This window comes from Maricaulis sp., assembly GCF_048270095.1.
Lineage (GTDB): Bacteria > Pseudomonadota > Alphaproteobacteria > Caulobacterales > Maricaulaceae > Maricaulis.
Genome location: NZ_JBLWTL010000002.1, coordinates 190,562 through 213,952, shown reverse-complemented (window position 1 = coordinate 213,952; position 23,391 = coordinate 190,562). Strand labels below are relative to the sequence as shown.

At 63.8% G+C, this 23,391-nt stretch carries 24 protein-coding genes and 1 tRNA gene; 4 read left to right on the top strand and 21 right to left on the bottom strand.

All coding sequences use genetic code 11. The features are described from left to right. Positions 1–53: 53 nt before the first annotated feature. The 13 genes from ACN0YJ_RS02935 to ACN0YJ_RS02875 form a co-directional block, all read right to left on the bottom strand. Positions 54–557, bottom strand: coding sequence for an RNA pyrophosphohydrolase (locus ACN0YJ_RS02935; RefSeq protein ID WP_417495282.1), 504 nt, complete (start codon positions 555–557; stop codon positions 54–56). Then, entirely contained in the window at positions 557–1,876 is a 1,320-nt protein-coding gene (locus ACN0YJ_RS02930; RefSeq protein ID WP_417495281.1) for a divergent polysaccharide deacetylase family protein, read from the bottom strand. The genes ACN0YJ_RS02935 and ACN0YJ_RS02930 overlap by 1 nt, the downstream gene beginning before the upstream one ends. 162 nt (positions 1,877–2,038) lie before the next feature. Next, positions 2,039–3,349, bottom strand: coding sequence for a S41 family peptidase (locus tag ACN0YJ_RS02925; RefSeq protein WP_417495280.1), 1,311 nt, complete (start codon positions 3,347–3,349; stop codon positions 2,039–2,041). Positions 3,350–3,378: 29 nt separating this feature from the next. Next, a complete protein-coding gene (locus ACN0YJ_RS02920; RefSeq protein ID WP_417478609.1) occupies positions 3,379–4,605 on the bottom strand; it encodes a murein hydrolase activator EnvC family protein in 1,227 nt (408 codons plus the stop codon). Between the two features lie 102 nt (positions 4,606–4,707). After that, a complete protein-coding gene (gene rlmH / locus ACN0YJ_RS02915; RefSeq protein ID WP_417478610.1) occupies positions 4,708–5,178 on the bottom strand; it encodes a 23S rRNA (pseudouridine(1915)-N(3))-methyltransferase RlmH in 471 nt (156 codons plus the stop codon). Further along, positions 5,179–5,550 carry a ribosome silencing factor gene (rsfS, locus tag ACN0YJ_RS02910; protein WP_417478654.1) on the bottom strand — a complete coding sequence of 124 codons (372 nt, stop codon included), beginning with the start codon at positions 5,548–5,550 and terminating at the stop codon, positions 5,179–5,181. A 100-nt stretch (positions 5,551–5,650) separates the two neighbouring features. Then, a complete protein-coding gene (gene egtD / locus ACN0YJ_RS02905; protein ID WP_417478611.1) occupies positions 5,651–6,655 on the bottom strand; it encodes an L-histidine N(alpha)-methyltransferase in 1,005 nt (334 codons plus the stop codon). A 30-nt stretch (positions 6,656–6,685) separates the two neighbouring features. Then, positions 6,686–7,243, bottom strand: coding sequence for a nicotinate-nucleotide adenylyltransferase (locus ACN0YJ_RS02900; RefSeq protein WP_417495279.1), 558 nt, complete (start codon positions 7,241–7,243; stop codon positions 6,686–6,688). 88 nt (positions 7,244–7,331) lie between these two features. Next, positions 7,332–8,468: a glutamate 5-kinase gene (gene proB, locus ACN0YJ_RS02895; RefSeq protein WP_417495278.1), complete on the bottom strand. Its 1,137-nt coding sequence runs from the start codon at positions 8,466–8,468 to the stop codon at positions 7,332–7,334. Then, positions 8,465–9,499 (bottom strand): GTPase ObgE, encoded by a 1,035-nt coding sequence (obgE, locus tag ACN0YJ_RS02890; RefSeq protein ID WP_417478614.1) that lies wholly within the window; start codon positions 9,497–9,499, stop codon positions 8,465–8,467. Before obgE ends, proB begins: the two co-directional genes overlap by 4 nt. Before the next feature lie 81 nt (positions 9,500–9,580). Beyond that, positions 9,581–10,123, bottom strand: a complete 543-nt coding sequence (locus ACN0YJ_RS02885) for a GNAT family N-acetyltransferase (protein ID WP_417495277.1) — start codon at positions 10,121–10,123, stop codon at positions 9,581–9,583. 124 nt (positions 10,124–10,247) lie between these two features. Continuing rightward, positions 10,248–10,517 carry a 50S ribosomal protein L27 gene (gene rpmA, locus ACN0YJ_RS02880; protein WP_417478616.1) on the bottom strand — a complete coding sequence of 90 codons (270 nt, stop codon included), beginning with the start codon at positions 10,515–10,517 and terminating at the stop codon, positions 10,248–10,250. A gap of 2 nt (positions 10,518–10,519) precedes the next feature. Beyond that, positions 10,520–11,206 carry a 50S ribosomal protein L21 gene (locus ACN0YJ_RS02875; protein WP_417478617.1) on the bottom strand — a complete coding sequence of 229 codons (687 nt, stop codon included), beginning with the start codon at positions 11,204–11,206 and terminating at the stop codon, positions 10,520–10,522. 256 nt (positions 11,207–11,462) lie between these two features. Between ACN0YJ_RS02875 and ACN0YJ_RS02870 the strand changes: the two genes are divergently transcribed. Both ACN0YJ_RS02870 and ACN0YJ_RS02865 read left to right on the top strand, forming a co-directional pair. After that, positions 11,463–11,550, top strand: a tRNA-Ser gene (locus tag ACN0YJ_RS02870). 106 nt (positions 11,551–11,656) lie between these two features. After that, positions 11,657–13,534 carry an acetyl-CoA hydrolase/transferase C-terminal domain-containing protein gene (locus ACN0YJ_RS02865; RefSeq protein ID WP_417495276.1) on the top strand — a complete coding sequence of 626 codons (1,878 nt, stop codon included), beginning with the start codon at positions 11,657–11,659 and terminating at the stop codon, positions 13,532–13,534. A 9-nt stretch (positions 13,535–13,543) separates the two neighbouring features. Here the strand turns inward: ACN0YJ_RS02865 and mnmH are convergent, their stop codons facing one another. Next, positions 13,544–14,623, bottom strand: a complete 1,080-nt coding sequence (mnmH, locus tag ACN0YJ_RS02860; RefSeq protein WP_417495275.1) for a tRNA 2-selenouridine(34) synthase MnmH — start codon at positions 14,621–14,623, stop codon at positions 13,544–13,546. Positions 14,624–14,674: 51 nt separating this feature from the next. Here mnmH and selD point away from each other — a divergent pair, with 51 nt between their 5' ends. Continuing rightward, the gene (gene selD / locus ACN0YJ_RS02855) at positions 14,675–15,727 is read left to right on the top strand and encodes a selenide, water dikinase SelD (RefSeq protein ID WP_417495274.1); all 1,053 of its coding nucleotides are present in this window, start codon (positions 14,675–14,677) and stop codon (positions 15,725–15,727) included. Between the two features lie 10 nt (positions 15,728–15,737). Here selD and glp read toward each other — a convergent pair whose 3' ends face one another. From glp to moaA, 6 genes are read right to left on the bottom strand one after another with little or no spacing between them, the layout of a single operon-like run. Continuing rightward, complete coding sequence (gene glp, locus ACN0YJ_RS02850; protein ID WP_417495273.1) at positions 15,738–16,931, bottom strand: gephyrin-like molybdotransferase Glp; 1,194 nt, start codon at positions 16,929–16,931, stop codon at positions 15,738–15,740. After that, entirely contained in the window at positions 16,924–17,406 is a 483-nt protein-coding gene (moaC, locus tag ACN0YJ_RS02845; RefSeq protein ID WP_417495272.1) for a cyclic pyranopterin monophosphate synthase MoaC, read from the bottom strand. Before moaC ends, glp begins: the two co-directional genes overlap by 8 nt. Before the next feature lie 2 nt (positions 17,407–17,408). Then, positions 17,409–17,924 carry a molybdenum cofactor synthesis domain-containing protein gene (locus ACN0YJ_RS02840; RefSeq protein ID WP_417495271.1) on the bottom strand — a complete coding sequence of 172 codons (516 nt, stop codon included), beginning with the start codon at positions 17,922–17,924 and terminating at the stop codon, positions 17,409–17,411. Beyond that, a complete protein-coding gene (locus ACN0YJ_RS02835) occupies positions 17,921–18,391 on the bottom strand; it encodes a molybdenum cofactor biosynthesis protein MoaE (protein ID WP_417495270.1) in 471 nt (156 codons plus the stop codon). Before ACN0YJ_RS02835 ends, ACN0YJ_RS02840 begins: the two co-directional genes overlap by 4 nt. Positions 18,392–18,394: 3 nt before the next feature. Next, positions 18,395–18,643 (bottom strand): MoaD/ThiS family protein, encoded by a 249-nt coding sequence (locus ACN0YJ_RS02830; RefSeq protein WP_417495269.1) that lies wholly within the window; start codon positions 18,641–18,643, stop codon positions 18,395–18,397. Positions 18,644–18,646: 3 nt separating this feature from the next. Beyond that, positions 18,647–19,681: a GTP 3',8-cyclase MoaA gene (gene moaA, locus ACN0YJ_RS02825; protein WP_417495268.1), complete on the bottom strand. Its 1,035-nt coding sequence runs from the start codon at positions 19,679–19,681 to the stop codon at positions 18,647–18,649. Positions 19,682–19,953: 272 nt separating this feature from the next. Between moaA and ACN0YJ_RS02820 the strand changes: the two genes are divergently transcribed. Continuing rightward, positions 19,954–21,204, top strand: a complete 1,251-nt coding sequence (locus ACN0YJ_RS02820) for an MFS transporter (RefSeq protein ID WP_417478627.1) — start codon at positions 19,954–19,956, stop codon at positions 21,202–21,204. A gap of 50 nt (positions 21,205–21,254) precedes the next feature. Here the strand turns inward: ACN0YJ_RS02820 and ACN0YJ_RS02815 are convergent, their stop codons facing one another. Beyond that, positions 21,255–23,378: a DEAD/DEAH box helicase gene (locus ACN0YJ_RS02815; RefSeq protein ID WP_417495267.1), complete on the bottom strand. Its 2,124-nt coding sequence runs from the start codon at positions 23,376–23,378 to the stop codon at positions 21,255–21,257. Positions 23,379–23,391 lie beyond the last annotated feature (13 nt).

The following is a 23,391-nucleotide window of genomic DNA, read 5'->3' as shown; positions in this document are numbered from 1 at the left end:
TTAATAGAGGCCGTCCCGTTGGGGCGGCCTTTATCTGTTCACCGTGCCGGTCGTCATACCCGTCGGGCGAATGCGCCAAATGCCTCGGCGACCTGCACATAGACATCCCGCTTCCACGGGATGATCAGCTCAGGGATTTCCGCCAGTTCGCCCCACCGCCAGGCGTCGAATTCAACCTCGGTGTGGCGTGCAAGGTCGATATCCGCCTCACTGCCGTGGAAGCGAAAGGCGAACCAGCGCTGTTTCTGCCCGAGATGGCGCTTCTTGTGAAAGCGCGGATCCTCGCGCACATCTGGCGGGTAATCATAGGCGATCCAGTTGGCGATACTGCCCAGCAGCGCAACGTGATCAGACCGGATACCGGTCTCCTCCTCCAGCTCGCGCAGCGCCGCGTGCTCTGGGATCTCGCCGGGGTCCATTCCGCCCTGCGGCAATTGCCAGTTCCACGGTGGCGGCGTGCCCTCGCGGCGGCCGAGCCAGACCAGGCCATCACCATTGAACAGGGCAATGCCGACATTGGCGCGATGATACGGCCAAGGATCGTTCGTGTTTGACATTAATGGCCCGAGGCGGCGGCGGGCGCCGCATGCTCGCCATCGCTCGATGCGTCCGCAGGCGGGCGAGACCATCGATTATCGGTGACATGTTCGGGCTCGGGCTCAAGCGCACGTGCTTCGGCGGCAAGGCGTGCCTGCAAGCGCCGGCGCGCCATGACTGCGGACGGCGGGGCCAGTTGATAGCCGCGCATGTCGAGGCTACGGGCCCAGTCGCGCACATGCTCGACAGTGGTCGGGTAGGAGAAACCGGCGCCGAGAGAGGCACCATTCTGAAGCGCGAGCGCCTCAAGCGTCAGCAAGTGATCGTCGATCGCGGTCGGGCTGGGGTCTTCGTCGAGAACACGGTCGGCAATGGCGTACTGTACGTTCGTCGTGCGGGCAGCTGTCTCGATCACGGTGCGTCGACCGGCGCCGTCATGCAGGAAGGCGACGCCCCTGTTCTCCAGACTCTGCAGCAGCTGTGTCATGGCCGGTTCCGAGGCAGAAAAGCGGGCGCCAAGGTAGTTGGAGACCGCAAAATAGCCGGTCGTGCGCCCAAGCACCCATTCCAGACGTGCCAAATTGTCCGCGGGGGCGGCATCGGCGAGCAGTGTTTGTGGCCCGGGATCATTATTGGGGTAGTCAAAAGGCTCCATCGGCGCCTCGATCAGGACTTCATGACCTGCGGCACGTGCCCGGTCGACCCAGGTCTGCAAGTCGCGGGTATAGGGTGCGAAGCTCAGGGCAATCTCCGGCGGCAATTCATCAATGGCCGCTTGCGTTACAGCACTATTGAGGCCCAGCCCGCCAATCACGACCGCGATGGTCGGTGCGCTCGGGTCCCCATGGAAGGGCCGCGCATAGGCCCGTGATGCGCGCAGGCCATTGGGTGGAATTACGGGCAGGGGACCATTGGGTCCATCTTCACTCAAACCGGGAAGCGGGGCCGGGGCGAGCGCCCGTGCCGGGTCTGGCCGCGAAGCGGCATGGCGGGCTTCCGCATCCCCGGGGTCGGAACCGGTCGCGGGAGGTTGTGGTGCGACAAAGCGATCCTCAATCCCGGCGAGCTGAGCCTCTTCGGCTCCCTCCGGTTCAATGAAGCGGATCACTGGCGCTTCGTCTTCCTCGGGTGCGATCCGCAATTCGGTTGCCGGATAGAGCGTTTCAGCGGGAGCGGGTGCAACGCCGCCGCGGGCGAGGGGCGGTTCAAGGTCGGCCTTCCCGAATACGGCAATTATCAGAACAACCACTGCCAACAGGGCTGCCGCTCCGAGCCCTGCGAAGAGGGGGGCCCTGATCGTGAGCAGGGGTTCGACATGACGTAGGACGGCGCTGGACATGTGAGCAATCTTCGACAGGCGAGATAACCGGTCATACGCCCCGGCGGGGCGCACGAATTTCCTGTCGAAACTGCCCTGTCCCGGAAAAGAAACGGTTAACGGCCGCCGCGCCGGAACCGCCCGCACCGAGCGGTGGCGGGCGGTGAAATCATGTCGGCCGGCCTATTGCAGCGCTGCCTGCTGGCTTTCCATCGAGCTGCGCAGAACGTCTTGAGCGCGGGAAAGCTGGAAGTCTTCGCCCTCCGGCCAGTCCGCGGGCGGTTGCTCGATCGCAGCGATATCCGCTTCTGCCCGGCCTTCACCGGATTCATTCTCGAGCGCGCCTGGCAGGTCGGCTTCAAGCCTGACCTGCGAGCCGGCCGAGTCCTCGTCTTCAGAAATCGGGAAAGAGCTGATCTGGAGATCCGGCACAATGCCGGTCCCCTGGATCGAGCGGCCTGCCGGCGTGTAATAACGCCCGGTCGTCAGGCGCAGGGCGCCGTCACGGCCGCCGCGCAGCGGGATTATGGTCTGAACCGAGCCCTTGCCAAAACTGGTCATTCCGACGAGCTCGGCACGTTCCCGGTCCTGCAGCGCGCCTGCCACAATCTCGGCGGCACTGGCCGAACCCTCATTGACCAGGACGACGATGGGGGCACCGTTGAGACGATCGCCGGGGCGGGCATTGTAACGCTGAGTGTCGCGTGGATCTCGATTGCGCGTCGAAACAACTTCGCCACCATCCAGGAAAACATCGGTCACACCGATCGCCTGGTCGAGCAAGCCACCCGGGTTATACCGGACATCGAGGATCAGACCGGGCAGAGGCGCGCCATATTCTTCTTCCAGATCAGCGATCCCTTCCAGCACCATTTCGGTGGTGCGCTCGTTGAATCCTGCGATCCGCAGATAGGGAATCCCGTCATCAATACGCGTTGCGACGGTGCGCAGCGGTATGGTGTCACGCACAAGGGTGACGTCGAAAGGGTCCTCGCCGGCGCGGGCAATGGTGATCGTAATCGGATCGCCGACGGCGCCGCGCATCAGCTCAACGGCCCTGTCGACCGTGGCTCCGACAATGCTGTCGCCATCGACCGCGATGATACGGTCATTGGTACGCAGGCCGGCACGTTCGGCCGGGGTATCGCTGATTGGCGATACGATTGTGATGAATTCGTCGCGCTTGGTCACTTCCATGCCCAGCCCGCCATACTCGCCGCGTGTGGTGACACGCAAATTCTCGTAGCTGTCGGGATTGTGATAGGCGGAATGCGGGTCCAGTGAAGTCAGCATGCCCTCAATGGCAGCCTCAATCATCTCGCTTTGTTCAGTCTCTGTGACGTAGTCGGACTCGATCCGGCTCAGCACGTCCCCGAACAGCTCAAGCTGCCGGAACGTCTCCGAATGATCCTCCTGCCGCCCTTCGGCTGCGACAGCTATGGCCACTGCCCCGAGCGCGAAAGCCAGGATTGAAGCGAAGACATTGATGCGCATACAAATTCGCGTCCTTTGTGCGCGAGGTCCTATCCGGATTGTGCGTCGGGCCTGAGCCAGGGCCCGGGATCCATTGCATTACCGTCTCTACGTAGCTCCAGATACAATTCTGGGGCCGTTTGCCCGGTTTCAGGCATTGCACCAACCGGCTCGCCAGCAAGGACGCTTTGTCCGGCGCTGGCATAGGTGACTGCCATGCCCGACAAGACCATATAATAGCCCTCCCCGACATTCAGTATCAAGAGACCGCCATATGTGCTGAACGGTCCGGCGAATTCGATACGGGCGTCGAACGGAGACACTACCTGCGCTTCGCTGCGAGTTCGAATGAATATTCCTTCAGATGCTGTGCCATCCTCGGCCAGCTCTGCAAACCGTCGGACCACTTCTCCGGCTGCGGGCGGCCTGAGCCTGCCGCGGGCATCGGCGAAACGCAGGGTCTCCAGCGGCTCGACCGGTGCCCGTGCGGCGATAAGGTCACGGGCCGGGCGCATGTGCGGTTCGGGTATCGTGTCCGGCAGCTCGATCCGGCGCGGGTTCAGCGTCGGCATCACGGTCGCCATCTGCGTCAATTCGGCCAGGAGCGAGCGGATCGAACGGGCCCGTTCGCCGGCGGAGCTGGAGGCTTCGAGGAAGGCGACGGCTTCGTCTCGCCGGCGGGCTTCGAGCGCGCGCCGCTCCGCGATCAGGGCCTGCAACTCAAGTCTTTGTGCCGACAAGACGTCTTCGGCGCTCGCCAGCACACTGCTCTGGGTCTCGATATCGCTGCGGATCGAGCGCAGCCGCGCCAGCTCCCGCGACAGGGCATCGGCGCGCTCCTGCAGAGCCGGCGCCACCTGTGCCATCAGGGTCGCCGCCCGCGCGGCCCGGGCCGCATCGTCTGGTGCCGCCAGGATCGCAGGCGGCGTTTGGGTCTCGATGCGCTGGATGGCCGCGAGGATGTCAATCAATGATTCGCGCTCAGCCGCCAGGCGGGCGAGAATTTCGGCTTCTTCGCTACCCAGGCGCGCGAGTTCACCCGATGCCGCCAGCGCCGCCTGTTCGCTACTGCCGACACGCTGGCCCAACTCCACCAATTCCTGCTGCATCAAAGCGATCTCGGACGCCACGTGATCGGCTTGTTCGCGCGCGGCTTCGGCGCGCGCCGCGGTCTCGCGGGCCTCCCGCTCAAGCTGCTCCGCGGTGGTCGCATCGGCCGGTAGCGCCTCGGCAGGCTGGGCCTGCGACAGCCAGAGAGAGAGGAGGAGGAAATACATCCGCTGACGACAAATCCTTATTCTGAATAGGGCCGGAACCGGTTCTGCCTAGCGAATGGACGCCGAGACCTGGAACGCCGGAAGGTCTTCCCGGTTCATGACTTACTCTCTGTGATAGGGCGTGCCCGCCAGAATCGACACGGCACGGTAGATCTGTTCCGCCAGCATGACGCGTACAAGCTTGTGTGGCCAGACGGCCGGTCCGAATGCGAGCATCAGATCGGGCGCAGGCAGCACGTCCCTGTCATGCCCGTCGGCCCCGCCAATGCAAAACACGACCTCACGGCAACCGCCATCACGCCATTGCCCGAGCTTGCGGGCAAGATCGGGCGATTTGAAGGCTTTGCCGCGCTCATCCAGCATCACGAATTTGACATCCCCACCGAGACTCTCGGTCAGGGCGCGGCTCTCATCGGTCTGTGTCTTGAGACTTCGATTGTCGATCTGGGTCTCGGTCAGAGGACCCAGGCCGATTCCGCGACCGGCAACTGAACAGCGATTGATATAGTCATCGACCAGTTCACGTTCCGGTCCGGAACGGATCCGCCCGATCGCTGCGATGCGGAGTTTCACCTAGACTGCCGGATCGGCCACCGAATCCGGAGTTTCCGGATCGACCGACCACATCTTTTCCAGGTTATAGAAGGTCCGGACTTCCGGACGGAAGAGGTGGATGACGATATCGCCGGCATCGATCAGCACCCAGTCACAGGTCTGCAATCCCTCGATCCGCGTCTTCACGCGGCCGGTTTCCTTCAACGTATCGATGAGGTGATTGGCGATCGCGCTGACATGGCGCGATGACCGTCCCGAGGCGATGATCATGATGTCGGTCACCGAAGACTTGCCGCGCAGATCGATCGCAACAACGTCTTCAGCCTTGTCGTCATCGAGAGTTTCGAGGACCAGTGCTTCCATTTCCTCGAGGGGACCGTCTTCTCCGATGACCCGGACGGCCGCAGCCGTTTCTTCCTTGGTCCGGCGCGATGTTTCCGTAGACAGGGCGGGTGTCCTTTCTGACAACCAATACAATTTTGTGCCTATATCACGCTTTCGCGTTTGGTTCGAGCCAATGCAGCGAGAAGAGTTCAGCTGGGTCTGACCAGCTCTGCAGCAGGTCGAAACCGGCCGATCTGGCCAGGGCCTGAAAGCTTTCGGGCGTGAATTTGTGGGAATTCTCGGTGTGGAGCCGCTCGCCTTTGGCCAGGGAAAACGACTGGCCAGCGACTTGAAACTGCTGTGCTTCCAGGGCCTCGAGATGCATTTCAATGCGCGATTTTTCGGCATTCCAGACCGAGATATGCTTCAGCAAGGCCGGGTCGAGTGTTCCATCAAGCTCTGAATTGATGCGGGCAATCAGGTTCATGTTGAAGGCGGCGGTCACGCCCTGGGCATCATCATACGCAGCTTCAAGGGTCTGCGGTGACTTCACGCGGTCGGCACCAATGAGGATTGCGTCACCTTCGCGCATCCCCTTGCGGAAACTGGCCAGCACGGCGCGGGCGGCGTCGGGCTCGAAGTTTCCGATGGTCGAGCCCGGGAAAAACAGGATCCGCCGGCCCTTGGGCAGCGGTAAATGGTCGAGCGACAGGCCGGTCGTGAAATCGGCGCAGATCGCGCCGATGTGCAAACCGGGATAATCTCGCGCCAGCTCGTCGCAGGAGGCGATGAGGTGCTCCCCGGAAATATCCAGGCCGACATAGCCGGCTGGCTGATCGAGAGCGCTGAGCAATTTCCGGATTTTCACACTCGAGCCCGAGCCTGGTTCGATGACCACCGCACCCGGCCCGGCGCGCCGGGCCAGCTCGGGTCCGATCCGGTCGAGCAGGGCCAGCTCGGTCCGTGTCACATAATATTCGGGCAGGTCGGTGATCTGGTCGAACAGCGCTGAGCCCGCGGCATCGTAGAAATAGACGGGCGGGATGGATTTTGGTGTCGCCGCCAGACCGGTCAGCACGTCCCGCAGGAAGTCACCGGCGGGCGGGTGCTGGTCATCGAAGAAATCCAGGGCGGCATGAACCGGGGAGTGGCCGAGGGTGAGGTCGGTCATGGAAATGTCCTGCCTGCTGTGGGTCGGGGTTCAGGTTTGGGCGCGAAGCGCAGAAGAGGAATGCCAGTTTAACGGTTCTACCAGATAGGTCCACGCGGGCGCCGTTTTTAGGGGCAGCATTGCCAGGCCCTGGTCACGAAGCCGTGAGCTTGCATGCATGCGGACGGCTGGAGCAAGACGGGCGCGAACGGAATCCTGTGGCCGTGAAATTACCGCAATCGGAACCGAGTTGAAAATTTCGCGCCATTGGCCCCAGCGGTGGAAGCTCCTGAGATTATCGGCGCCCATCAGCCAGACGAAGTGGACGCCGGGATAGCGGCGCTGCAGGGCGCGGATCAGTTCGATGGTCCGGCTGCAGCCCAGCCGGGCCTCTATATCGCTGACCACCATGCCCGGCCGGTCCGCCAGGGCAGACACCGCCGCCATGCGGTCGTCCAGCTCCCCGGCCCGTCGTTGCTTGAGTGGATTTTGCGGCGAGACCAACCACCAGATCCGGTCCAGGCCAAGGCGCCGTCTTGTGGCGTCGGCGACGTGGAGGTGGCCGTCATGGGGTGGATCGAACGTACCGCCGAACAGACCAATTTTCATCCCGCGGACGAGCGTTTCACCCCGCAGTGGCGGCGCGGGTTTCGGGGCGCTGATCAGCCGGCCTCCCGCCATCGGGCTGGACCGGCGCCTAGACATCACAGCCGGCAATTGCGCCAGGGCTCGACAGGACGATGTCGTCGGCATGAACCAGTGCCGATGCTCGCCGGTATCCGAGCAGGGCTTCGATTTCGGCAGACTGGCAACCGCAAATCCGCCGCGCATCGCTGGCGTCATAGCCGCTGACACCGCGTGCAATCGCGGAGCCGTCCGGTCCCGTGATGCGAATCGCATCGCCGCGTCCGAAATGCCCGTCCACCGCGACGGCACCGACTGGCAGCAGCGATTTTCCGGCGCGAAGCGCCGCAGCCGCGCCGGCATCGATCCGGATCTCGCCATGGGGGCTGTGGGCGCCCGCAATCCAGGCGGCGCGGGCACTGACGGCAGAGCCGGTCGGATGGAACCAGCTGCCACAACCGGCTTGCCGTAGTCGCAAGATAGGTGTGGGCGCCGATCCTGGTCCGATCAGGGTAGAGCAGCCTGAGGCCGTGGCAATCTCGGCAGCGAGGATTTTGGAACGCATCCCGCCCGTCCCGACGCCGGTCAGCGTGTTGGTGTCGCCGGCCATGGCGTGGATGGATGCGTCAATTCGTTGAACTTCCGGGACAAGTCTGGCCTCGGGATGGTTCCGGGGGTCACGGTCGAACAGGCCATCAATATCTGACAGCAAGATCAGAAGTTCGGCACCGACCAGCTGGGCCACCCGCGCTGCGAGGCGGTCATTATCGCCATAGCGAATCTCGTCGGTGGCGACGGTATCATTCTCATTGACCACCGGAATGGCACCGAGATCGAGCAGTGTATGAAGCGTGGCGCGGGCATTGAGCCAGTGGCGGCGTGATTCGGTCACGTCGAGCGTCAACAGGGCCTGGGCCGTGGCGCGGCCATGGCGGGCGAAGGCCCGTTCCCATTCGCCGACCAGAACCGGTTGACCGGCCGCTGCGGCGGCCTGTTTCTGTTCCAGGGTCAGAGAGCCGGAGCCGAGGCTGAGCCGGGGCCGTCCCAGCGCTACAGCGCCGGAGGAAACGAGTACGACCCGTTTCTTCTGCCCGGCCAGCGACGCGATATCGTCCGCAATCGCGTCTATGACGGCAGGGCCCGATTGCAGCAGGCTCGAACCGACCTTGACCACGATGCAGCGGGCCGCGTCGAAGCCGGGGCGTGTCACGGGGTCCAGCCTTCCTCATCGGGTTCGGCGACGCCGGCGCGGACCTGTTGCACGATGCGCCAGGCTTCCGAGCAGAGCCGCTTGACGCCGTCACCGGAGACACCCGACAGGCGCATGACTTTCTTGCCAGTCGCCGCTTCCAGCAGTTTCGCCTTTTCCTCGACCTCGTCCTCGGAAATGGCATCGATCTTGTTCAGCGCGAGGATTTCACGCTTGTCGGTAATGCCGCCGCCATAGGCCGCCAACTCGTTGCGGACCGTATGATAGGCTTCCACCGGATCATCCTGGGTGCCGTCGATCAGATGGATAATCGAAGCGCAGCGCTCGATATGGCCAAGGAATCGATCACCAATGCCGGCACCTTCATGCGCACCCTCGATCAGGCCGGGAATATCGGCGACGATGAAGCGCGAGCCGGGGCCAAGATCGACGACGCCAAGATTGGGATAGAGCGTCGTGAAGGGATAGGCGGCAATCTTCGGATTGGCCTTCGAGACAACGCTCAGGAAGGTCGACTTGCCCGCATTGGGCAGACCGACCAGGCCGACATCGGCGATCAGTTTCAGCCGCAGCCAGACCCAGCGCTCCTCGCCCGGCCAGCCGGGGGTGGATTTGCGCGGGGCGCGATTGGTCGCCGACTTGAAGCGCGCATTACCCTGGCCGCCATCACCGCCGCGCGCCAGCAGCACCCGCTGGCCCAGCTCGGTCATGTCGGCGAGTACCTCGTCCTTGTCCTCGTCGAGGATTTGCGTTCCGACCGGCACTTGCAAGATGACGTCCTCGCCGCCCTTGCCCGAGCGGTCGCGCCCATGGCCATGGCCACCGGTATCGCCTTTGAAATGCTGCTTGTAGCGATAGTCGATCAGGGTGTTGAGCCCCTCAACGGCCTCGGCCCAGACATCACCGCCCTTGCCGCCATCGCCGCCATCGGGACCGCCGAATTCGACAAAAGCCTCGCGCCGGAAGGACATACACCCAGCCCCGCCATTGCCGGAACGGACATAAACTTTAGCCTGGTCGAGGAATTTCATTGGGTAATCTCTTTTGTGAGCGCCTCTTATACCGCTTTCCCGGGCATAAATAAGCGTTTCTCGTCATTGCAGCGTTCCGCCTCAGGCGGCCGCCAGGTCCATTCTCATTCCCAGGCAATTCGCCTTCGCCAGGCGTCCCAGACTGAATTCCTCGCAGGCTTTGCCGGTATAGCGAAACCCGAGCTTCTCCAGCACCCGGCCTGAAGCCGGATTGTCGTCATAATGGCCGGCGGTGACGACCGGAGCCGCCAGCTCGTTGCGGGCATAGTCGATCAGGGCCTGTCCGGCCTCGGTGGCCAGGCCGCGGCCCCAGAACGGCTTGGCGATCCAATAGCCGATCGCCCACTCGCTGTCGCGGGAGCGCCGGAAAACCCCGGCCATGCCGCACATTTCGCCGCCATCGGCCTCGCGGGTCTGCACGATCAGATGACGGTTGGCCGAACCGGCCCAGCCGGCGCGGCGCATCAGCACCCACATTTCGGCTGCCGGCACCGGATAGGGGTGCGGGGTCAGCATTGTCATCTTCGCGATATCATACTCGCCGGCATGGCGGGCGATATCGGGCGCATCGCTCATTTCCGGCGGGCGCAGCAGCAATCTTCCAGTCTCGATCCGCGGACCCATCTCGATCTCCATCGGGCGGCGGGGAGGCAAACAAAAAGGGAGACGGTGACCCGTCTCCCCTGATGCGCGATTGCGCTGTCGAGCCCCGCTGGTAACAGCGAACGGCTCGATATGTGCGAACCGTTTATTCGGCGGCGTCTGCCATCGGCTGAACCGATACATAGGCCTTGTTGTTGGCTTTCTTGGCGAAAACCACACGGCCTTCGGTCAGTGCAAAGAGGGTATGATCCTTGCCCATGCCGACATTGGCTCCCGGATTCACCTTGGTGCCGCGCTGGCGCATGATGATGTTGCCCGGAATGACCACCTGGCCACCGTATTTCTTGACGCCAAGGCGGCGACCTGCGGAGTCGCGACCGTTACGGGATGAACCGCCTGCTTTCTTATGAGCCATTGTTAGCCCTCCGTTCCGGAAGCGAGCGCTTTGGCCGCTTCGATCCAGCCATTTTTCTCTGCCTTGGCGGTGACGCCGAGGGCTTCCATGTCGGCCGCCGTCCAGGCCGCGACTTGCGCGAAGGACGTCACACCGGCTTCATTCAGTGTCTTGGCCAGCGCCGGGCCAACGCCCGTCAACTGGGTCAGGTCGTCATTGGCAGCTGGTGCGGCCTTTTTGGCGGCGGCCTTCTTGGGCGCGGCCGGCTTGGCAGCAGCCTCAGCTTTTTTCGGCGCTGCAGCTTTCGGGGCTGCTTTCGCCTTCGGAGCAGCCTTTGGAGCCTCGACTTCGGCTGGAGCCGCGGTCGTGGTCTTCAGCGCTGTTTTGGCCTTGGCGCCCGGCATCACGATTTCAGCGATGCGCACGATCGTGCCCCACTGGCGGTGACCCTGGGTGCGGCGGTAATTCTGGCGGCGGCGCTTCTTGAAGACGATGATCTTGCGGGCACGATTGGTGTCCAGCAATTCACCGATCACCTGGGCACCATCGATGACGGGGGAGCCGACGGTCACGCCATCATCACTGCCCAGCATCAGCACAGGACCAAGTGACAGCGTGTCACCAGGCTGGCCTTCCAGCTTTTCGATACGAATTTCGTCGCCGGCTGCAACGCGATACTGCTTACCGCCGGTCTTGATCACTGCAAACATGATCTCGGTTTCCTTTGTTCAGCAACGTCCCTCACCGGTTTTTCCGGTATTGGCGTGGCTCTTTTTCTTCACCCCGTATCCCCGGGGCGTTGTTTCAACAAATACCCGCCCGAACGGAGAACCGCACAGACAGGAGCGGGCGTTATACTCATGCCACGCGCAGAGTCAACGCCGGGCACAGCGACAGACCTGCTGGCATTGGCGGTTTCCGCCTCTTGATTTTGTCATCGCGCTGGTACAGAAAGCGCCTCCCCGCGGAGAGGTGCCAGAGTGGTCGATCGGGGCGGTCTCGAAAACCGTTGAACCGCAAGGTTCCGGGGGTTCGAATCCCTCCCTCTCCGCCATTTAACTCCCGACACAAGATCGCCCGCCGCCGTGCAGCAATCGCCGCATGGCGTGCACTTGCGCGCTGCGCTAGGCTTGGCTGAAGTCTTTGTTTGGGGACATGCCATGCCAACCAGGCCACAGCATCATGACAGCGTCGATTCGATTGCCGATGCGATCATTGCCGCGGTCGGACGCCGGATTGTGCTGGCCTTGCCGCTCGGGCTGGGCAAACCCAATCACATCGTCAATGCGCTGGTAGCACGGGCGATGGCCGATCCCGGCATCAGTCTTACGATCTTTACGGCACTGACGCTGGAAACCCCGGCGCTCGGCGACGGGCTGGAGCGGCGCTTTCTTGAACCGGCGAGGGAGCGGTTGTTCGGGGCCTATCCGCCTTTGACCTATGCGGCGGCGCTGCGCGATGGTTCGCTGCCGGCCAATATCCGGGTCGATGAATTCTTCTTCCTCGCCGGGCGCTGGCGCGGCGTCGGGCGGGCACAACAGAATTATATCTGCGCCAATTATACCGATGCCCAGCGCTATATTCTCGACCGCGGTGTCAATGTCGTCGGGCAATTGGTGGCAAAGCAGGCAGGAGATGCGGGGCCGCGCTACAGCCTGGGCAGTAATCCCGACATCACGCCCGATCTGCTCAAGGCGCGCGCCGAGGGGCGCGCCGATTTCATGCTGGTCGGCCAGGTCAATTCGCAAATGCCCTTCATGGGCGGCGAATCGGCTTTGGTGGAGGCGCAGGAATTCGCGCACATGCTCGATAGCGAAGCGACGGATTTCGAGCTGTTCTCGGCCCCGAAACGCCCGGTCAGCCTGGCCGACCAGGCGATCGGCCTGCAGGTGGCGCGGCTGGTGCCCGATGGCGGGACCTTGCAGATCGGGATCGGTGCGGTCGGTGATGCCGTCGCCCAGGGCCTGATCCTGCGTCAGAGGCAGAATCATGTGTTCGCACCACTCTCCGCTGCCCTGCATGCCGGCGATTGCGAGGCTCTGGCCTGCGAGGACAAACCCTTCGAAACTGGCCTCTACGGCGCCAGCGAAATGCTGACCGATGGTTTCCTGCAGCTGGAAAAAGCCGATGTGCTCAAGCGCGAGGTTGATGGCGCCGTGCTGCATGCGGCCTTCTTCCTGGAATGCCGGGATTTCTACACCGCGCTGCGGACCATGCCGGAAGACCGGCGCCAGCGCTTCGAAATGCGGCCGGTCAGCTTCACCAATACGCTCTATGGCGGCGTCGACGAGCGGCGGCGCGCGCGCACGGATGCGCGCTTCATCAATAGCGCCATGATGGTGACCCTGCTCGGCGCCGTGGTCTCCGATGCGACCGGCGACGGCCAGGTGGTGAGCGGGGTTGGCGGCCAGTTCGACTTTGCCGAACAGGCCTTCGCCCTGGACGGGGCGCGATTCATCATCACCATCAATGCGGTGCGGACCTCGCGCGGCAAGACGGTGTCGAACATCGTCTGGTCCTACCCTCACAATACAATCCCGCGTCATCGCCGCGATATCGTCGTCACCGAATACGGCATTGCCGATCTGCGTGGAAAATCCGATGCCGATGTCGTTGCCGAGCTGATCAATATCGCCGATAGCCGGTTTCAAGGTGAATTGCTGGCGACTGCGAAACAGGCCGGCAAGATCGCCGCTGACTATGAAATTCCAGCCGGTTATCGCAACAACACGCCGGAGCGGATCCGCGCCACGCTCGCCCCGGCGCGCGCAGCCGGGCATCTGCCCGATTTCCCCTTCGGCACGGATTTCACGGCGGTCGAGCAGCGTCTCCTGCCGGCGTTGGAGCGGATGAAGAATGCCTCGGCCTCGCTCGGCTCTGTCCTGCGTCTTGCCTGGAGTGGTGCGCGGTTGTCGGCACAGGGCGGTGTTGATCAGGCGGCGCTGGAGCGGATGGGGCTTGAGCGGCCATCATCCTTCGAGGATCGGCTCTATCGCTGGATGCTGGCAGCGGCGCTGCACGAGGCGGCCCAGGACTGACCGCCTGGATCAGGGCTTCACCTTTGCCGCGAGAATGGCGTCGGCCAATTCGCCAATCGCGGTCGCATCCAGTGTCTCGCTGCGCAGGGTCACAACCGGGTCTTCGCCGTGATGCGTACGGGCTCGATTATAGGCGGCGTCGTAATGGGCGGTGATCAGCTCACCCGCCAGTTCGCGATAATTACCGGCGGCATGCAGTTCGCGCCAATGAGCGATCAGGGTTTTGGCGTGGCGGCTGGCGAGCTGGTCGAGGGAGGCGTTGAGCTTGGCGGTATCAGAGACCAGGTCGGGATAGGCCTCGACCAGATATTGCGCGCGCGCCGGCACCGGTGCCGAGATGGCGATGCGTGGCGCGGCCTTCATGGCACTCCAGATGCGGGCCGGCAATTGGCGCCGTCCGACCATGTTGGATTCGGCCTCGAGATAGATCGGGCGGGTCTGGTCCATGCCGCGCAATTGCTCCCAGATCAGGGTCTCGAAGCGCTTCTGGCTCGGTTGCGGAATGGCGGCAAAGTCACCGAAGGCCGAGCCGCGATGACAGGCCAGGCCCTCAAGGTCGAGGATCTGGGCCCCTTTGACAGCGAGCTCAAGCAGGATGGCGGTCTTGGCGGTGCCGGTCTGGCCGTCGATCAGGATGAAGGGCAGGCGTGCATCGGAATGCTCCAGCTGCGCCACCACTTCGCGCCGCCAGGTGCGATAGCCGCCGCGCAGCAGCGAGATTTTCCAGCCCACAGCTGACAGGACCAGCGCCATCGAGCGCGACCGCATGCCGCCGCGCCAGCAATAGAGCAAGACCTTCGACTTGCGCGGCAGGCCAGCCAGCGCGGTTTCCAGATGATGTCCGATATTGCGTGTCACCAGCGCCGCGCCTTCGCGGCGGGCATCGAAGGTTGAGACCTGTTTGTAGATCGTGCCGACGCGAACGCGTTCTTCATCGCTCAACACCGGAAGATTAATGGCGCCAGGCAGATGGTCCTCAGCATATTCGCCCGGCGAGCGGACATCGACGATCAGATCGAAACCGGCCAGGCTGGCGGCATCCGTGTCATCGAGCATCGCATAATCGGGCATGGGCGCAGTATACTCCACGGATCGATCCACCGGGCATGGCGATAGTCATGCCATTTGCCAGGAATTCCCATGACCGATCTCACGACGCCGCCCCTGCTGACAAGTCTGGCGCACGGCGGCGGTTGCGGCTGCAAGCTCGATCCATCCGTGCTCAACCAGATTATCGAGCGCACACCGGGCTTCGCCATGCCGGCCGAACTGATCGTCGACGCGGCGACACGCGATGATGCGGCGGTCTACCGTCTGGGTGATGATCTGGCGATTGTCGCGACGACGGATTTCTTCACCCCCATCGTCGATGACCCGTTTGATTTCGGCCGGATCGCGGCGACCAATGCATTGTCGGATATCTATGCCATGGGCGCGCGGCCGATTTTCTGCCTGGCGATTGTCGGCATGCCGGTTGGCAAGCTGCCGCTGGAGACGATCCGCACGATTCTCAATGGCGGCCGCTCGGTCGCAGAGGCCGCGGGTGCACCGATTGCTGGCGGGCATTCCATTGATGCGGCTGAGCCTTTCTATGGCCTGGTGGCGCTGGGGATTGTCCATCCCGATCGCATGCTGACCAATGCCGGTGCCAAGCCGGGCGATGTCCTCATCCTCGGGAAACCGCTGGGAATCGGCATCTATAGCGCGGCGATGAAGCGCGGCATTATTTCGCCCGAGGACCAGGCCGAGATGATCGCCTCGACCACATTGCTCAACCGGCCCGGCACTGATCTGGCAGGTGTCGACGGGGTGCATGCGGTCACTGATGTCACCGGTTTCGGCCTGCTCGGGCATTTGCGGGAAATGTGTGAGGGCAGTGGTGTCGCGGCTGTGCTGACGCGTGATGCGGTGCCGGTTTTTGCCGGGGCGCGGCGGCTGGCGCAGGAGGGTGTGCGGACCGGAGCATCGGGACGGGTCTGGGCTTCGGTCAAGGATTTCGTGGTGGCGCAAGATAGCTGGCCAGATGCCGAACGTGACCTGTTATGTGACCCCCAGACTAGTGGTGGCCTGCTGGTATCCTGCTGTTCCGAGCGTGTTGATGAAGTGCTGGCCCTGTTTGCCCGTCACGGTCATGAGTCCGCGGCTGTGATCGGGCACATCGAGGCCGGCGAGCCGGGGATTTCGCTGGTCTGATCCTGGCCGGTCAGAGTGGCAGGATTTGCGTCGTCTCGCCGGCGCGGACGGCGGGCGCTTCGACCTCCCGCCGGATCAGCGCATTGGAATGGACCAGGGCCGAGAGGGCCGAGGAATCCTGATTGCCAAGTGGATGAACGCGACCGGTCTGGCGGTCAATGCGGGCACGGACGAAGTTTTCGCGCATGCCATTGGCTGGCAGATCCTCGCCGAGAATGACGGTGGCAAATTCCAGCGATTCCGGCCGGCCGCACAAAATTGCCAGGGCTGGCTGCAACAAGAGCCGCGCCATCACCAGTGATGAGACCGGATTGCCTGGCAGACCGAGAAACGCGCTCTCGCCCAGCCGGCCGAACCAGCTCGGCTTGCCCGGTTTGACGGCGATCTTGCCGAAGGCCAGCTCGCCCCCCATGGCGTTGAAGACCTGGCGCAGATGGTCGTGGTCACCGACCGAGGCGCCGCCAATCGTGACGATCAGATCCAGGCCACGTGCAGTCTCCAGCCTGGCGCCGACATCGGCCTTGCTGTCGCGCGCAATGCCGAGATAGACCGGCTCTCCGCCCCATTGGCGCACCAGCCCGTCCAGCCCCCAGGCGATGGAATTGATAATCTGGTGCGGTCCCGGCGTCTGGCCCGGCTCGACCAGTTCGTCGCCGGTCGACAATATGCCGACGCGCGGACGGCGGTGCACGGTCAGTTCGAGTCCTCCGGAACCGGCGGCGAGGGCGACCGCGTCGGGGCTCAACAGCGTGCCGGCCGGCAGCAGGATATCGCCGGCCTTGAAATCAATCCCGGCGGCGCGAACATTCGAGGCCGGGCGCGGCGTGTCGTCGAGGGTGATGTGATTGCCGTCGCGCACGGCGCGCTCCTGCATCACGACCTGGTCGGCGCCTTGCGGCATCGGCGCGCCGGTCGAGATCCGGATCGCGTGGCCGGGTTTCAAATTCAGGTCGAAGCCATGGCCTGCCGCCGATTCCCCCTGCAGGGACAGGCGGTTCGGCGTCTCGCCGAGATCACTCGATAGCACCGCATAGCCATCCATGGCCGAAGCGGCGAAAGGCGGCTGGGTCAGCGCGGCGATGACGGGTGCGGCGAGGGTGCGGCCGGGCGCATCGATCAGCGTGCACGGCTCGGAATCCATCGGCAGCAGCGCCGCCGCGATGCGGGCACGGGCAGCCTCGACGGAGATCATGATGTCAGTCATTGCGTTGATAATCTCCCGACTTTCCGCCCGTCTTCTCATCCAGCACGATGTCGGAAATGCGCATGGATTTATCGAGCGCCTTGGCCATGTCATATATCGTCAGCGCGGTGACAGACACTGCCGTCAGCGCCTCCATCTCGACGCCGGTGCGGCCGCGCGTGGAGACCTCGGCGCGGATGATGAATTGCGGCGCGTCATCGCTGGCCTGAATGCTGACCTTGGCCTGGGTGATCGGCAGCGGATGGCAGAGGGGGATCAGGTCGGAGGTTTTCTTGGCCGCCATGATGCCGGCCAGTTCCGCCGTCTTCAGCGCATCGCCCTTGGGGCCCTGGCCATCGCGGATCGCTTCGAAGGCGGCCTGGCTCATGGTGATGCGGCCGGTCGCGACAGCGCGGCGGGTGGTTTCGTCCTTGCCGCCGACATCGACCATGCGGATGCGGCCATCATCATCCTGATGCGTGAGTTTGGCGCTCATCCTCAGCGCTCCGTCAGGCGCGGCAGGAGGTCGACCAGATTGCACGGCCGGTGGGTGCGGTCGAATTCATCCTTGAGAATATGATTCCAGACATCCTTGCAGCCCCCCATCGAGCCGGGAATGGCGAACAGATAGGTCCCGCCGGCAATCCCTGCCGTGGCGCGCGACTGGATGGTCGAGACGCCGACCGAGCGGAAACTGACCTGGTGATAGACGGCGGAAAAACCATCCATCTCCTTGTCATAGAGCGGCTTGAACGCTTCCGGCGTCACATCGCGGCCGGTCAGGCCTGTGCCGCCGGTCGCGATGACCGCATGGATGGCAGGATCGGCGATCCAGGCCTTGAGCTGGTCCTGGATGGCGCTGATCTCATCGGCGACGATAGCGTGATCGATGACCGCATGTCCTTCGGCGCTGATCTGTTCGCGCAGCCAGGGCCCTGTCTTGTCGGTCTTGGCGTCGCGGCTGTCGGAAACGGTCATGACGGCAAAGCCGATCATGTCTGGGATGGCGCTCATGCTGTGTTTTCCTTCTCACCGGCCAGCCAGGCCGAAGCGGCTTCATTATCGCCGGGACGTGGCTCGACCCAGTTAGAGCCGGAGGTGGTGTGTTCGCGTTTCCAGAACGGGGCCTGGGTTTTGAGAATATCGATCATGAAGCTGGTTGCCTCAAGTGCGGCGCGGCGGTGTGGTGCCGAAGCGCCGACAAAGACGATCGGCTCGCCAATCCCCATCTTGCCGACCCGGTGAATAATCACCGCCTCGCCCAGCGACCAGCGCCGCACGGCCTCATGGGCGATGCGGCTGAGCGCCTGCTCGGTGACGCCGGGATAATGCTCCAGTTCCAGCGCCACGAGATCATCGCCGCCGCGGACCTGGCCGGTAAAGCTGGCGACCGCGCCGCAGCTGGAATCCTGGCCCGCCAGCGCATTGAGCAGGGCACCGGCATCAAAGCTCTCGGTCTGGACCTTCACTGAAACTGCCACTGTCTAGCCCCCTGAAAAGGGCGGGCAGAAGGCAATGGTGTCGCCATCCTGGATGGATTGGCTGCGCGGTGCGATCTCGTCATTGATGATCAGGCGCACGGATGGATGGGCGAGCGCCTCTGCCGCCGGATCGCGCGCGATCAGCCACTCGGCGAGGCCGCCGCCATTAATGCCAGGGATGTGGTCGACGACAGATTCGGCCGTCCCCATCCTGTCGCGCAGGGCGGCGAAATAGCGGATTGTCAGAGCCATGGATCAGCCTCCGGTATGGGCCATGGTACGGCCAACGGCGGCCTCGGCCCCGGCAGAGACATCGAAATCATGCGCCTGTGGCTTCAGTGCCATGGCCTCGTCGAGCAGGGCGTCAACGGCCTCAAGCCCGCCTTCGCGCAAGGCCGCCCGCAGATCGAGCCGGCCATTGCGGCCCAGGCACATATAAAGCTGGCCGGTGCAGGTCAGGCGGACCCGGTTGCAGCCGGCACAGAAATTTTCGGTCAGCGGCGTGATCAGGCCGAGCCGGCCACCGGTCTCCTCGACGCGGTGATAGCGCGCCGGCCCGCCGGTATTGTCGCTCAGCGGAGTCAGGGTCCAACCCTGTTCGAGATCGGCCTTGACCTGGGCCAGCGAGAGGAATTGATCGGACCGCGCCGCATCGACCTCGCCCAGCGGCATGATCTCGATCAGGGTCAGGTCAAAGCCGCGGCCATGAGCCCAGGCGATCAGCTCACGCAGGGAATGCTCATTGTCGTCCTTGAGGGCGACGGTATTGATCTTGATCTTGAGGCCGGCGGCGTCCGCAGCATCAATCCCGGCCAGCGTATCGGCAATCCGGCCGCCCCGGGTCAGGCGTGAGAAGGTGGCCTCATCGAGCGTGTCGAGCGAGACATTGATGCGTTTGACGCCCGCGGCGACGAGATCCTTGGCGAAGCGCGGCAGCTGGGTCGCATTGGTGGTGAGGCAGATCTCCTCCAGCCCGGTCTTGCCCAGGCGAGTCCCGAGGTTTTCGATCAGCGTCATCACATCGCGCCGCACCAGCGGCTCCCCACCGGTGACGCGGATCTTGGTCACGCCGCGGCGGATGAAGGCATCGCTCAGCTGGGTCAATTCCTCGAGCGTGAGCAATTCCGATTTTGGCAGAAAATCCGGCCGCGCCTTCATGCAATAGACGCAGCGCAGATCGCAGCGATCCGTCACCGAGAGGCGCAGATAGGTGATATGCCGCCCGAAATGGTCGATCAGCGGGCGCTGACCCGCGGCGGTCGTGGTAGCGTTTGAAATCGAACCGTCCACAAAAACCTCGGTCGCGGCAAACTTACCGGCTTGATAAACATCAAAAATCGCCCTGTGGCGAAGCGGCGAGTCGTCGCAGTCTAGCGTGAAGTGTGATGGTGAGCGAATGCGCAGATGCGCCACTGGCGTGATTGTGATGCGAGGCGGGCTTTTTCAGCTATCGCAGCGCCCGGCCAGTTTCGGTTTTCGCTTCAAGGCGGCTCTGTGTATGGCTGGTCGTATTGGCTACGGCGCCACGCGTCGGGGCGTCGGTGTTCCGGGGGGATTATACCGTGTTGCTGCCATCGATCGCCGTATTCCGGCATGATGCCTTCCTGCGCTACTGGATCATGCGTCAGTCGATCTCCGCCGCGCGGCAGATGATGGCCGTCGCGATTGGCTGGCAGGTCTATGACATTGCGCGCCAGACCCGTTCCGTCGAGGAATCAGCGCTGATGCTGGGCATGGTGGGCCTGGCGCAATTCGCACCGGTGCTGCTGCTCTCCCTGGTCGGTGGCCAGGCGGCTGACCGGCTGGATCGCAAGATGATCCTGGTCCTGACCAATATCGGGCGCGCCCTGTGCACGCTGGTACTGGTGGCAAGCCCCTTCTTCGCCGGACCGACCGCATTGTGGATGATCTTCTCGGTCTCGCTGGCTTTGGGTGTGATGCACGCCTTTTCGCCGGCCGCCTCAAGCGCCCTGTTTGCGCGCCTCATCCCGCGCGATGAATTGCGTCAGGCGATTGCGTGGAATTCGCTCGGTTTCCAGGCTGCGGCGATTACCGGTCCGGCGATTGCCGGCCTGCTCTATATCGCGGGTCCGGCGACGGTGTATGCGGTCAGCTTCGTGCTCGTCATGATCGGCACCTATGCGATCTGGACGGCGCGCACGCCGCAGCATGAACATGTCCGCGGCGTCAACGGGCGCGCGCTGATCGTGGAGGGCCTGCGCTATGTGCGCAATAACCGCATCGTGCTCGGGGCGATCTCGCTCGACCTGGTCGTGGTCCTGTTCGGCGGTGTCACGGCGCTTCTGCCGGTCTTCGCGCGCGACATCCTTCACACCGATACCGTCGGGCTGGGCCTGTTGCGGACAGCGCCGGCAGTGGGCGCCGCGATTGTCGCCTTCATGCTCGCAACCCGGCCGCTGACGCGCCATGTCGGCGGCTGGATGCTGGGCGCGATCGCGGTTTACGGGGTGGCCATGATCGGGTTCGCGCTTTCCACACTGATCATCCTGTCGATGGCCATGCTGGCGATTACCGGCGCGGCTGACATGATCTCGGTCTATATCCGTCAGTCCATCATCCAGCTCTCGACGCCGCAGAGCATGCGCGGGCGCGTCTCGGCGGTCGAGTTCATGTTCATCTCGGCGTCGAACGAGCTGGGCGAGTTTGAATCCGGTGTCGCGGCGCGGTTTCTCGGCCCGGTCGGTGCGGTGCTGATGGGCGGCGTTCTGGCGCTGATCACAGCGGCCAGCTGGTTCAAGCTATTCCCGGACTTGTCCAGGACAGACGAGTTGAAACCGGCGGACGAAGAATAGTCCCGGCGGGCGATGACGGTTATCCGCCATCGCCCGCAGGTCTGACGCGATTACTCTTCCGACGGCTTGGCTTTCTTCTTGGTCTTCTTCAGCGCGTGATCGGGACCACCGGGAGCCGGGCTCTCGGTTGGCGAACGGCGCTTGACCGGGGCCGAGGCGACGACTGCCGGATCCCAGGGCTTGCTCGGGCGCGGCGTTCCCGCTTTTGCACCGGTCTTGCGGTCAGCACTGAAAGGTTTGCTGCGTGGCTTGAACGGCGCGCCGCCCTCGGCAGCGCGTGGCTTGCCCTTCGGGGCGAAAGGCTTGTCGCCATCGGCCTTACGGGGTTTGGGTGTGTAGGCCTTGTCGCCGTCGCTGGCGCGCGGCTTGGCCTTCGGTGCGTAGGGTGCGGTGAAAGCGGCGTCATCCCGCGACTTGCCCTGGTAGGGCTTGTCGGACTTGCCGGCATAGGGTTTCGGACGCGGTGTGAAATCGCCACCACCTTCGCCATCACGGGCCGGTTTCGGGCGGCCGGTATAGGCGGCCGGCTGACGCGGGGTGCGGGGACGGTCGAGAGGCGCGTCGGCACCGCCCTCATCACGGGTGATGCGGATCGACTTTTCGCCACCGCCGGCTTTCTGCACCGCTTCCATGAAACGGTCAGAGGCCGAGGCCAGGATTTCGAAACGGCTTTCTTCCTCGCCGATCTGGATCGCGCCGATCTCGCGTTTGGTGATATGGCCCAGACGGCAGATCAGCGGCAGGATCCAGCGCGGTTCGGCGCGGTGTTTGCGGCCCGCGGTGAGACGGTACCAGACACTGTCGCCAAACGGCTCGCGGCGCTTTTCCGGTGCGCCCGGGCCCTCATTGGAATAGGTGCCGGGATTCTCGATCAATTCCTCGGCCGACGGCATATCGGCCTGGCGGCGATTGAGGAAGGCGGCGGCAATCTGTTCGGCCGGATAGCGCGAGAGCAGTTCCTGGGCCATGGCGAGGGCAGCCTCGTCATAGGTCTCCGACAGCGACGGGTCGGTCATGACGCGCTCGCGGTCTTTTGCGGTAATATCGTCCAGGCTTGGCGCATTGCCCCATTCCGCCTGGATCTTGCCGTCGCGCAGCAGGCGCTGGGCACGGCCGCGGCGGGTATGTGGCACGATCAGGACGCAAGTCCCTTTCTGGCCGGCCCGGCCGGTGCGGCCGGAGCGGTGAAGCAGCGTGTCGCTATTGGTCGGCAGGTCGGCATGGATCACCAGTTCGAGGCCGGGCAGATCGATGCCGCGCGCGGCGACATCGGTGGCGACGCAGACGCGGGCCCGGCCATCACGCATCGCCTGCAGGGCCGAGGTGCGGTCTTTCTGGCTCAGTTCTCCGGACAGGGCGACAACGGCAAAGCCGCGATTGCCGAAGCGGCTGGAGAGCCGGTTGACTGCTTCGCGCGTGGCGCAAAAGACGATGGCGCTCGGGGCATCATAGAAACGCAGGACGTTGATGATGGCGTGTTCGCGATCGCTGGGCGCCACCGAGAGCGCCTTGTATTCGATATCGCTGTGCTGGGCGCGTTCCGAGACCGTGGAGATGCGCACGGCATTGCGCTGATAGCGCTTGGCCATATCGGCAATCGAGCGCGGCACGGTGGCCGAGAACATCAGGGTGCGGCGGCTCGCCGGTGCGGCGTCGAGGATATATTCGAGGTCTTCGCGGAAGCCGAAATCGAGCATTTCATCGGCTTCGTCGAGGACAACGGCGCGCAGGGAGGACAGATCGAGCGCGCCGCGTTCGATATGGTCGCGCAGGCGGCCCGGCGTGCCGACGACGATGTGGCAGCCCGCTTCAAGCGCGCGGCGTTCGGTACGCGTGTCCATGCCGCCAACGCAGGTGACGACGCGGGCGCCGGTCTCGCCATAGAGCCAGACCAGTTCGCGCTGGACCTGCAGCGCCAGTTCGCGGGTTGGGGCGACGACAAGCGCCATCGGTTCGGCACCGCGTTCGAAGCGTTCGGCCTCGCCGAGCAGGGTCGGGGCAATGGCCATGCCGAATGCGGCGGTCTTGCCAGAGCCGGTCTGGGCCGAGACCAGAAGGTCGGCGCCGTCGGCTTCCGGTGCGAGCACCGATTCCTGGACTTCTGTGAGGGTGGCAAAACCCTTCTTTTCAAGCGCGCGGGCCAATGCCGGCGCAATGCGGGTGTTCAGTGACATGAGGTCTATTTCC

What these genes read in the sequence shown, in the direction of transcription:
- ACN0YJ_RS02935 (WP_417495282.1), bottom strand. Translation starts at nt 557, where the DNA reads ATGTCAAACACGAACGATCCTTGGCCGTATCATCGCGCCAATGTCGGC.
- ACN0YJ_RS02930 (WP_417495281.1), bottom strand. Translation starts at nt 1,876, where the DNA reads ATGTCCAGCGCCGTCCTACGTCATGTCGAACCCCTGCTCACGATCAGG.
- ACN0YJ_RS02925 (WP_417495280.1), bottom strand. Translation starts at nt 3,349, where the DNA reads ATGCGCATCAATGTCTTCGCTTCAATCCTGGCTTTCGCGCTCGGGGCA.
- ACN0YJ_RS02920 (WP_417478609.1), bottom strand. Translation starts at nt 4,605, where the DNA reads ATGTATTTCCTCCTCCTCTCTCTCTGGCTGTCGCAGGCCCAGCCTGCC.
- egtD (WP_417478611.1), bottom strand. Translation starts at nt 6,655, where the DNA reads ATGACCGACCTCACCCTCGGCCACTCCCCGGTTCATGCCGCCCTGGAT.
- ACN0YJ_RS02900 (WP_417495279.1), bottom strand. Translation starts at nt 7,243, where the DNA reads ATGAAAATTGGTCTGTTCGGCGGTACGTTCGATCCACCCCATGACGGC.
- obgE (WP_417478614.1), bottom strand. Translation starts at nt 9,499, where the DNA reads ATGAAATTCCTCGACCAGGCTAAAGTTTATGTCCGTTCCGGCAATGGC.
- ACN0YJ_RS02885 (WP_417495277.1), bottom strand. Translation starts at nt 10,123, where the DNA reads ATGGGTCCGCGGATCGAGACTGGAAGATTGCTGCTGCGCCCGCCGGAA.
- rpmA (WP_417478616.1), bottom strand. Translation starts at nt 10,517, where the DNA reads ATGGCTCATAAGAAAGCAGGCGGTTCATCCCGTAACGGTCGCGACTCC.
- ACN0YJ_RS02875 (WP_417478617.1), bottom strand. Translation starts at nt 11,206, where the DNA reads ATGTTTGCAGTGATCAAGACCGGCGGTAAGCAGTATCGCGTTGCAGCC.
- ACN0YJ_RS02865 (WP_417495276.1), top strand. Translation starts at nt 11,657, where the DNA reads ATGCCAACCAGGCCACAGCATCATGACAGCGTCGATTCGATTGCCGAT.
- selD (WP_417495274.1), top strand. Translation starts at nt 14,675, where the DNA reads ATGACCGATCTCACGACGCCGCCCCTGCTGACAAGTCTGGCGCACGGC.
- glp (WP_417495273.1), bottom strand. Translation starts at nt 16,931, where the DNA reads ATGACTGACATCATGATCTCCGTCGAGGCTGCCCGTGCCCGCATCGCG.
- moaC (WP_417495272.1), bottom strand. Translation starts at nt 17,406, where the DNA reads ATGAGCGCCAAACTCACGCATCAGGATGATGATGGCCGCATCCGCATG.
- ACN0YJ_RS02840 (WP_417495271.1), bottom strand. Translation starts at nt 17,924, where the DNA reads ATGAGCGCCATCCCAGACATGATCGGCTTTGCCGTCATGACCGTTTCC.
- ACN0YJ_RS02830 (WP_417495269.1), bottom strand. Translation starts at nt 18,643, where the DNA reads ATGGCTCTGACAATCCGCTATTTCGCCGCCCTGCGCGACAGGATGGGG.
- ACN0YJ_RS02815 (WP_417495267.1), bottom strand. Translation starts at nt 23,378, where the DNA reads ATGTCACTGAACACCCGCATTGCGCCGGCATTGGCCCGCGCGCTTGAA.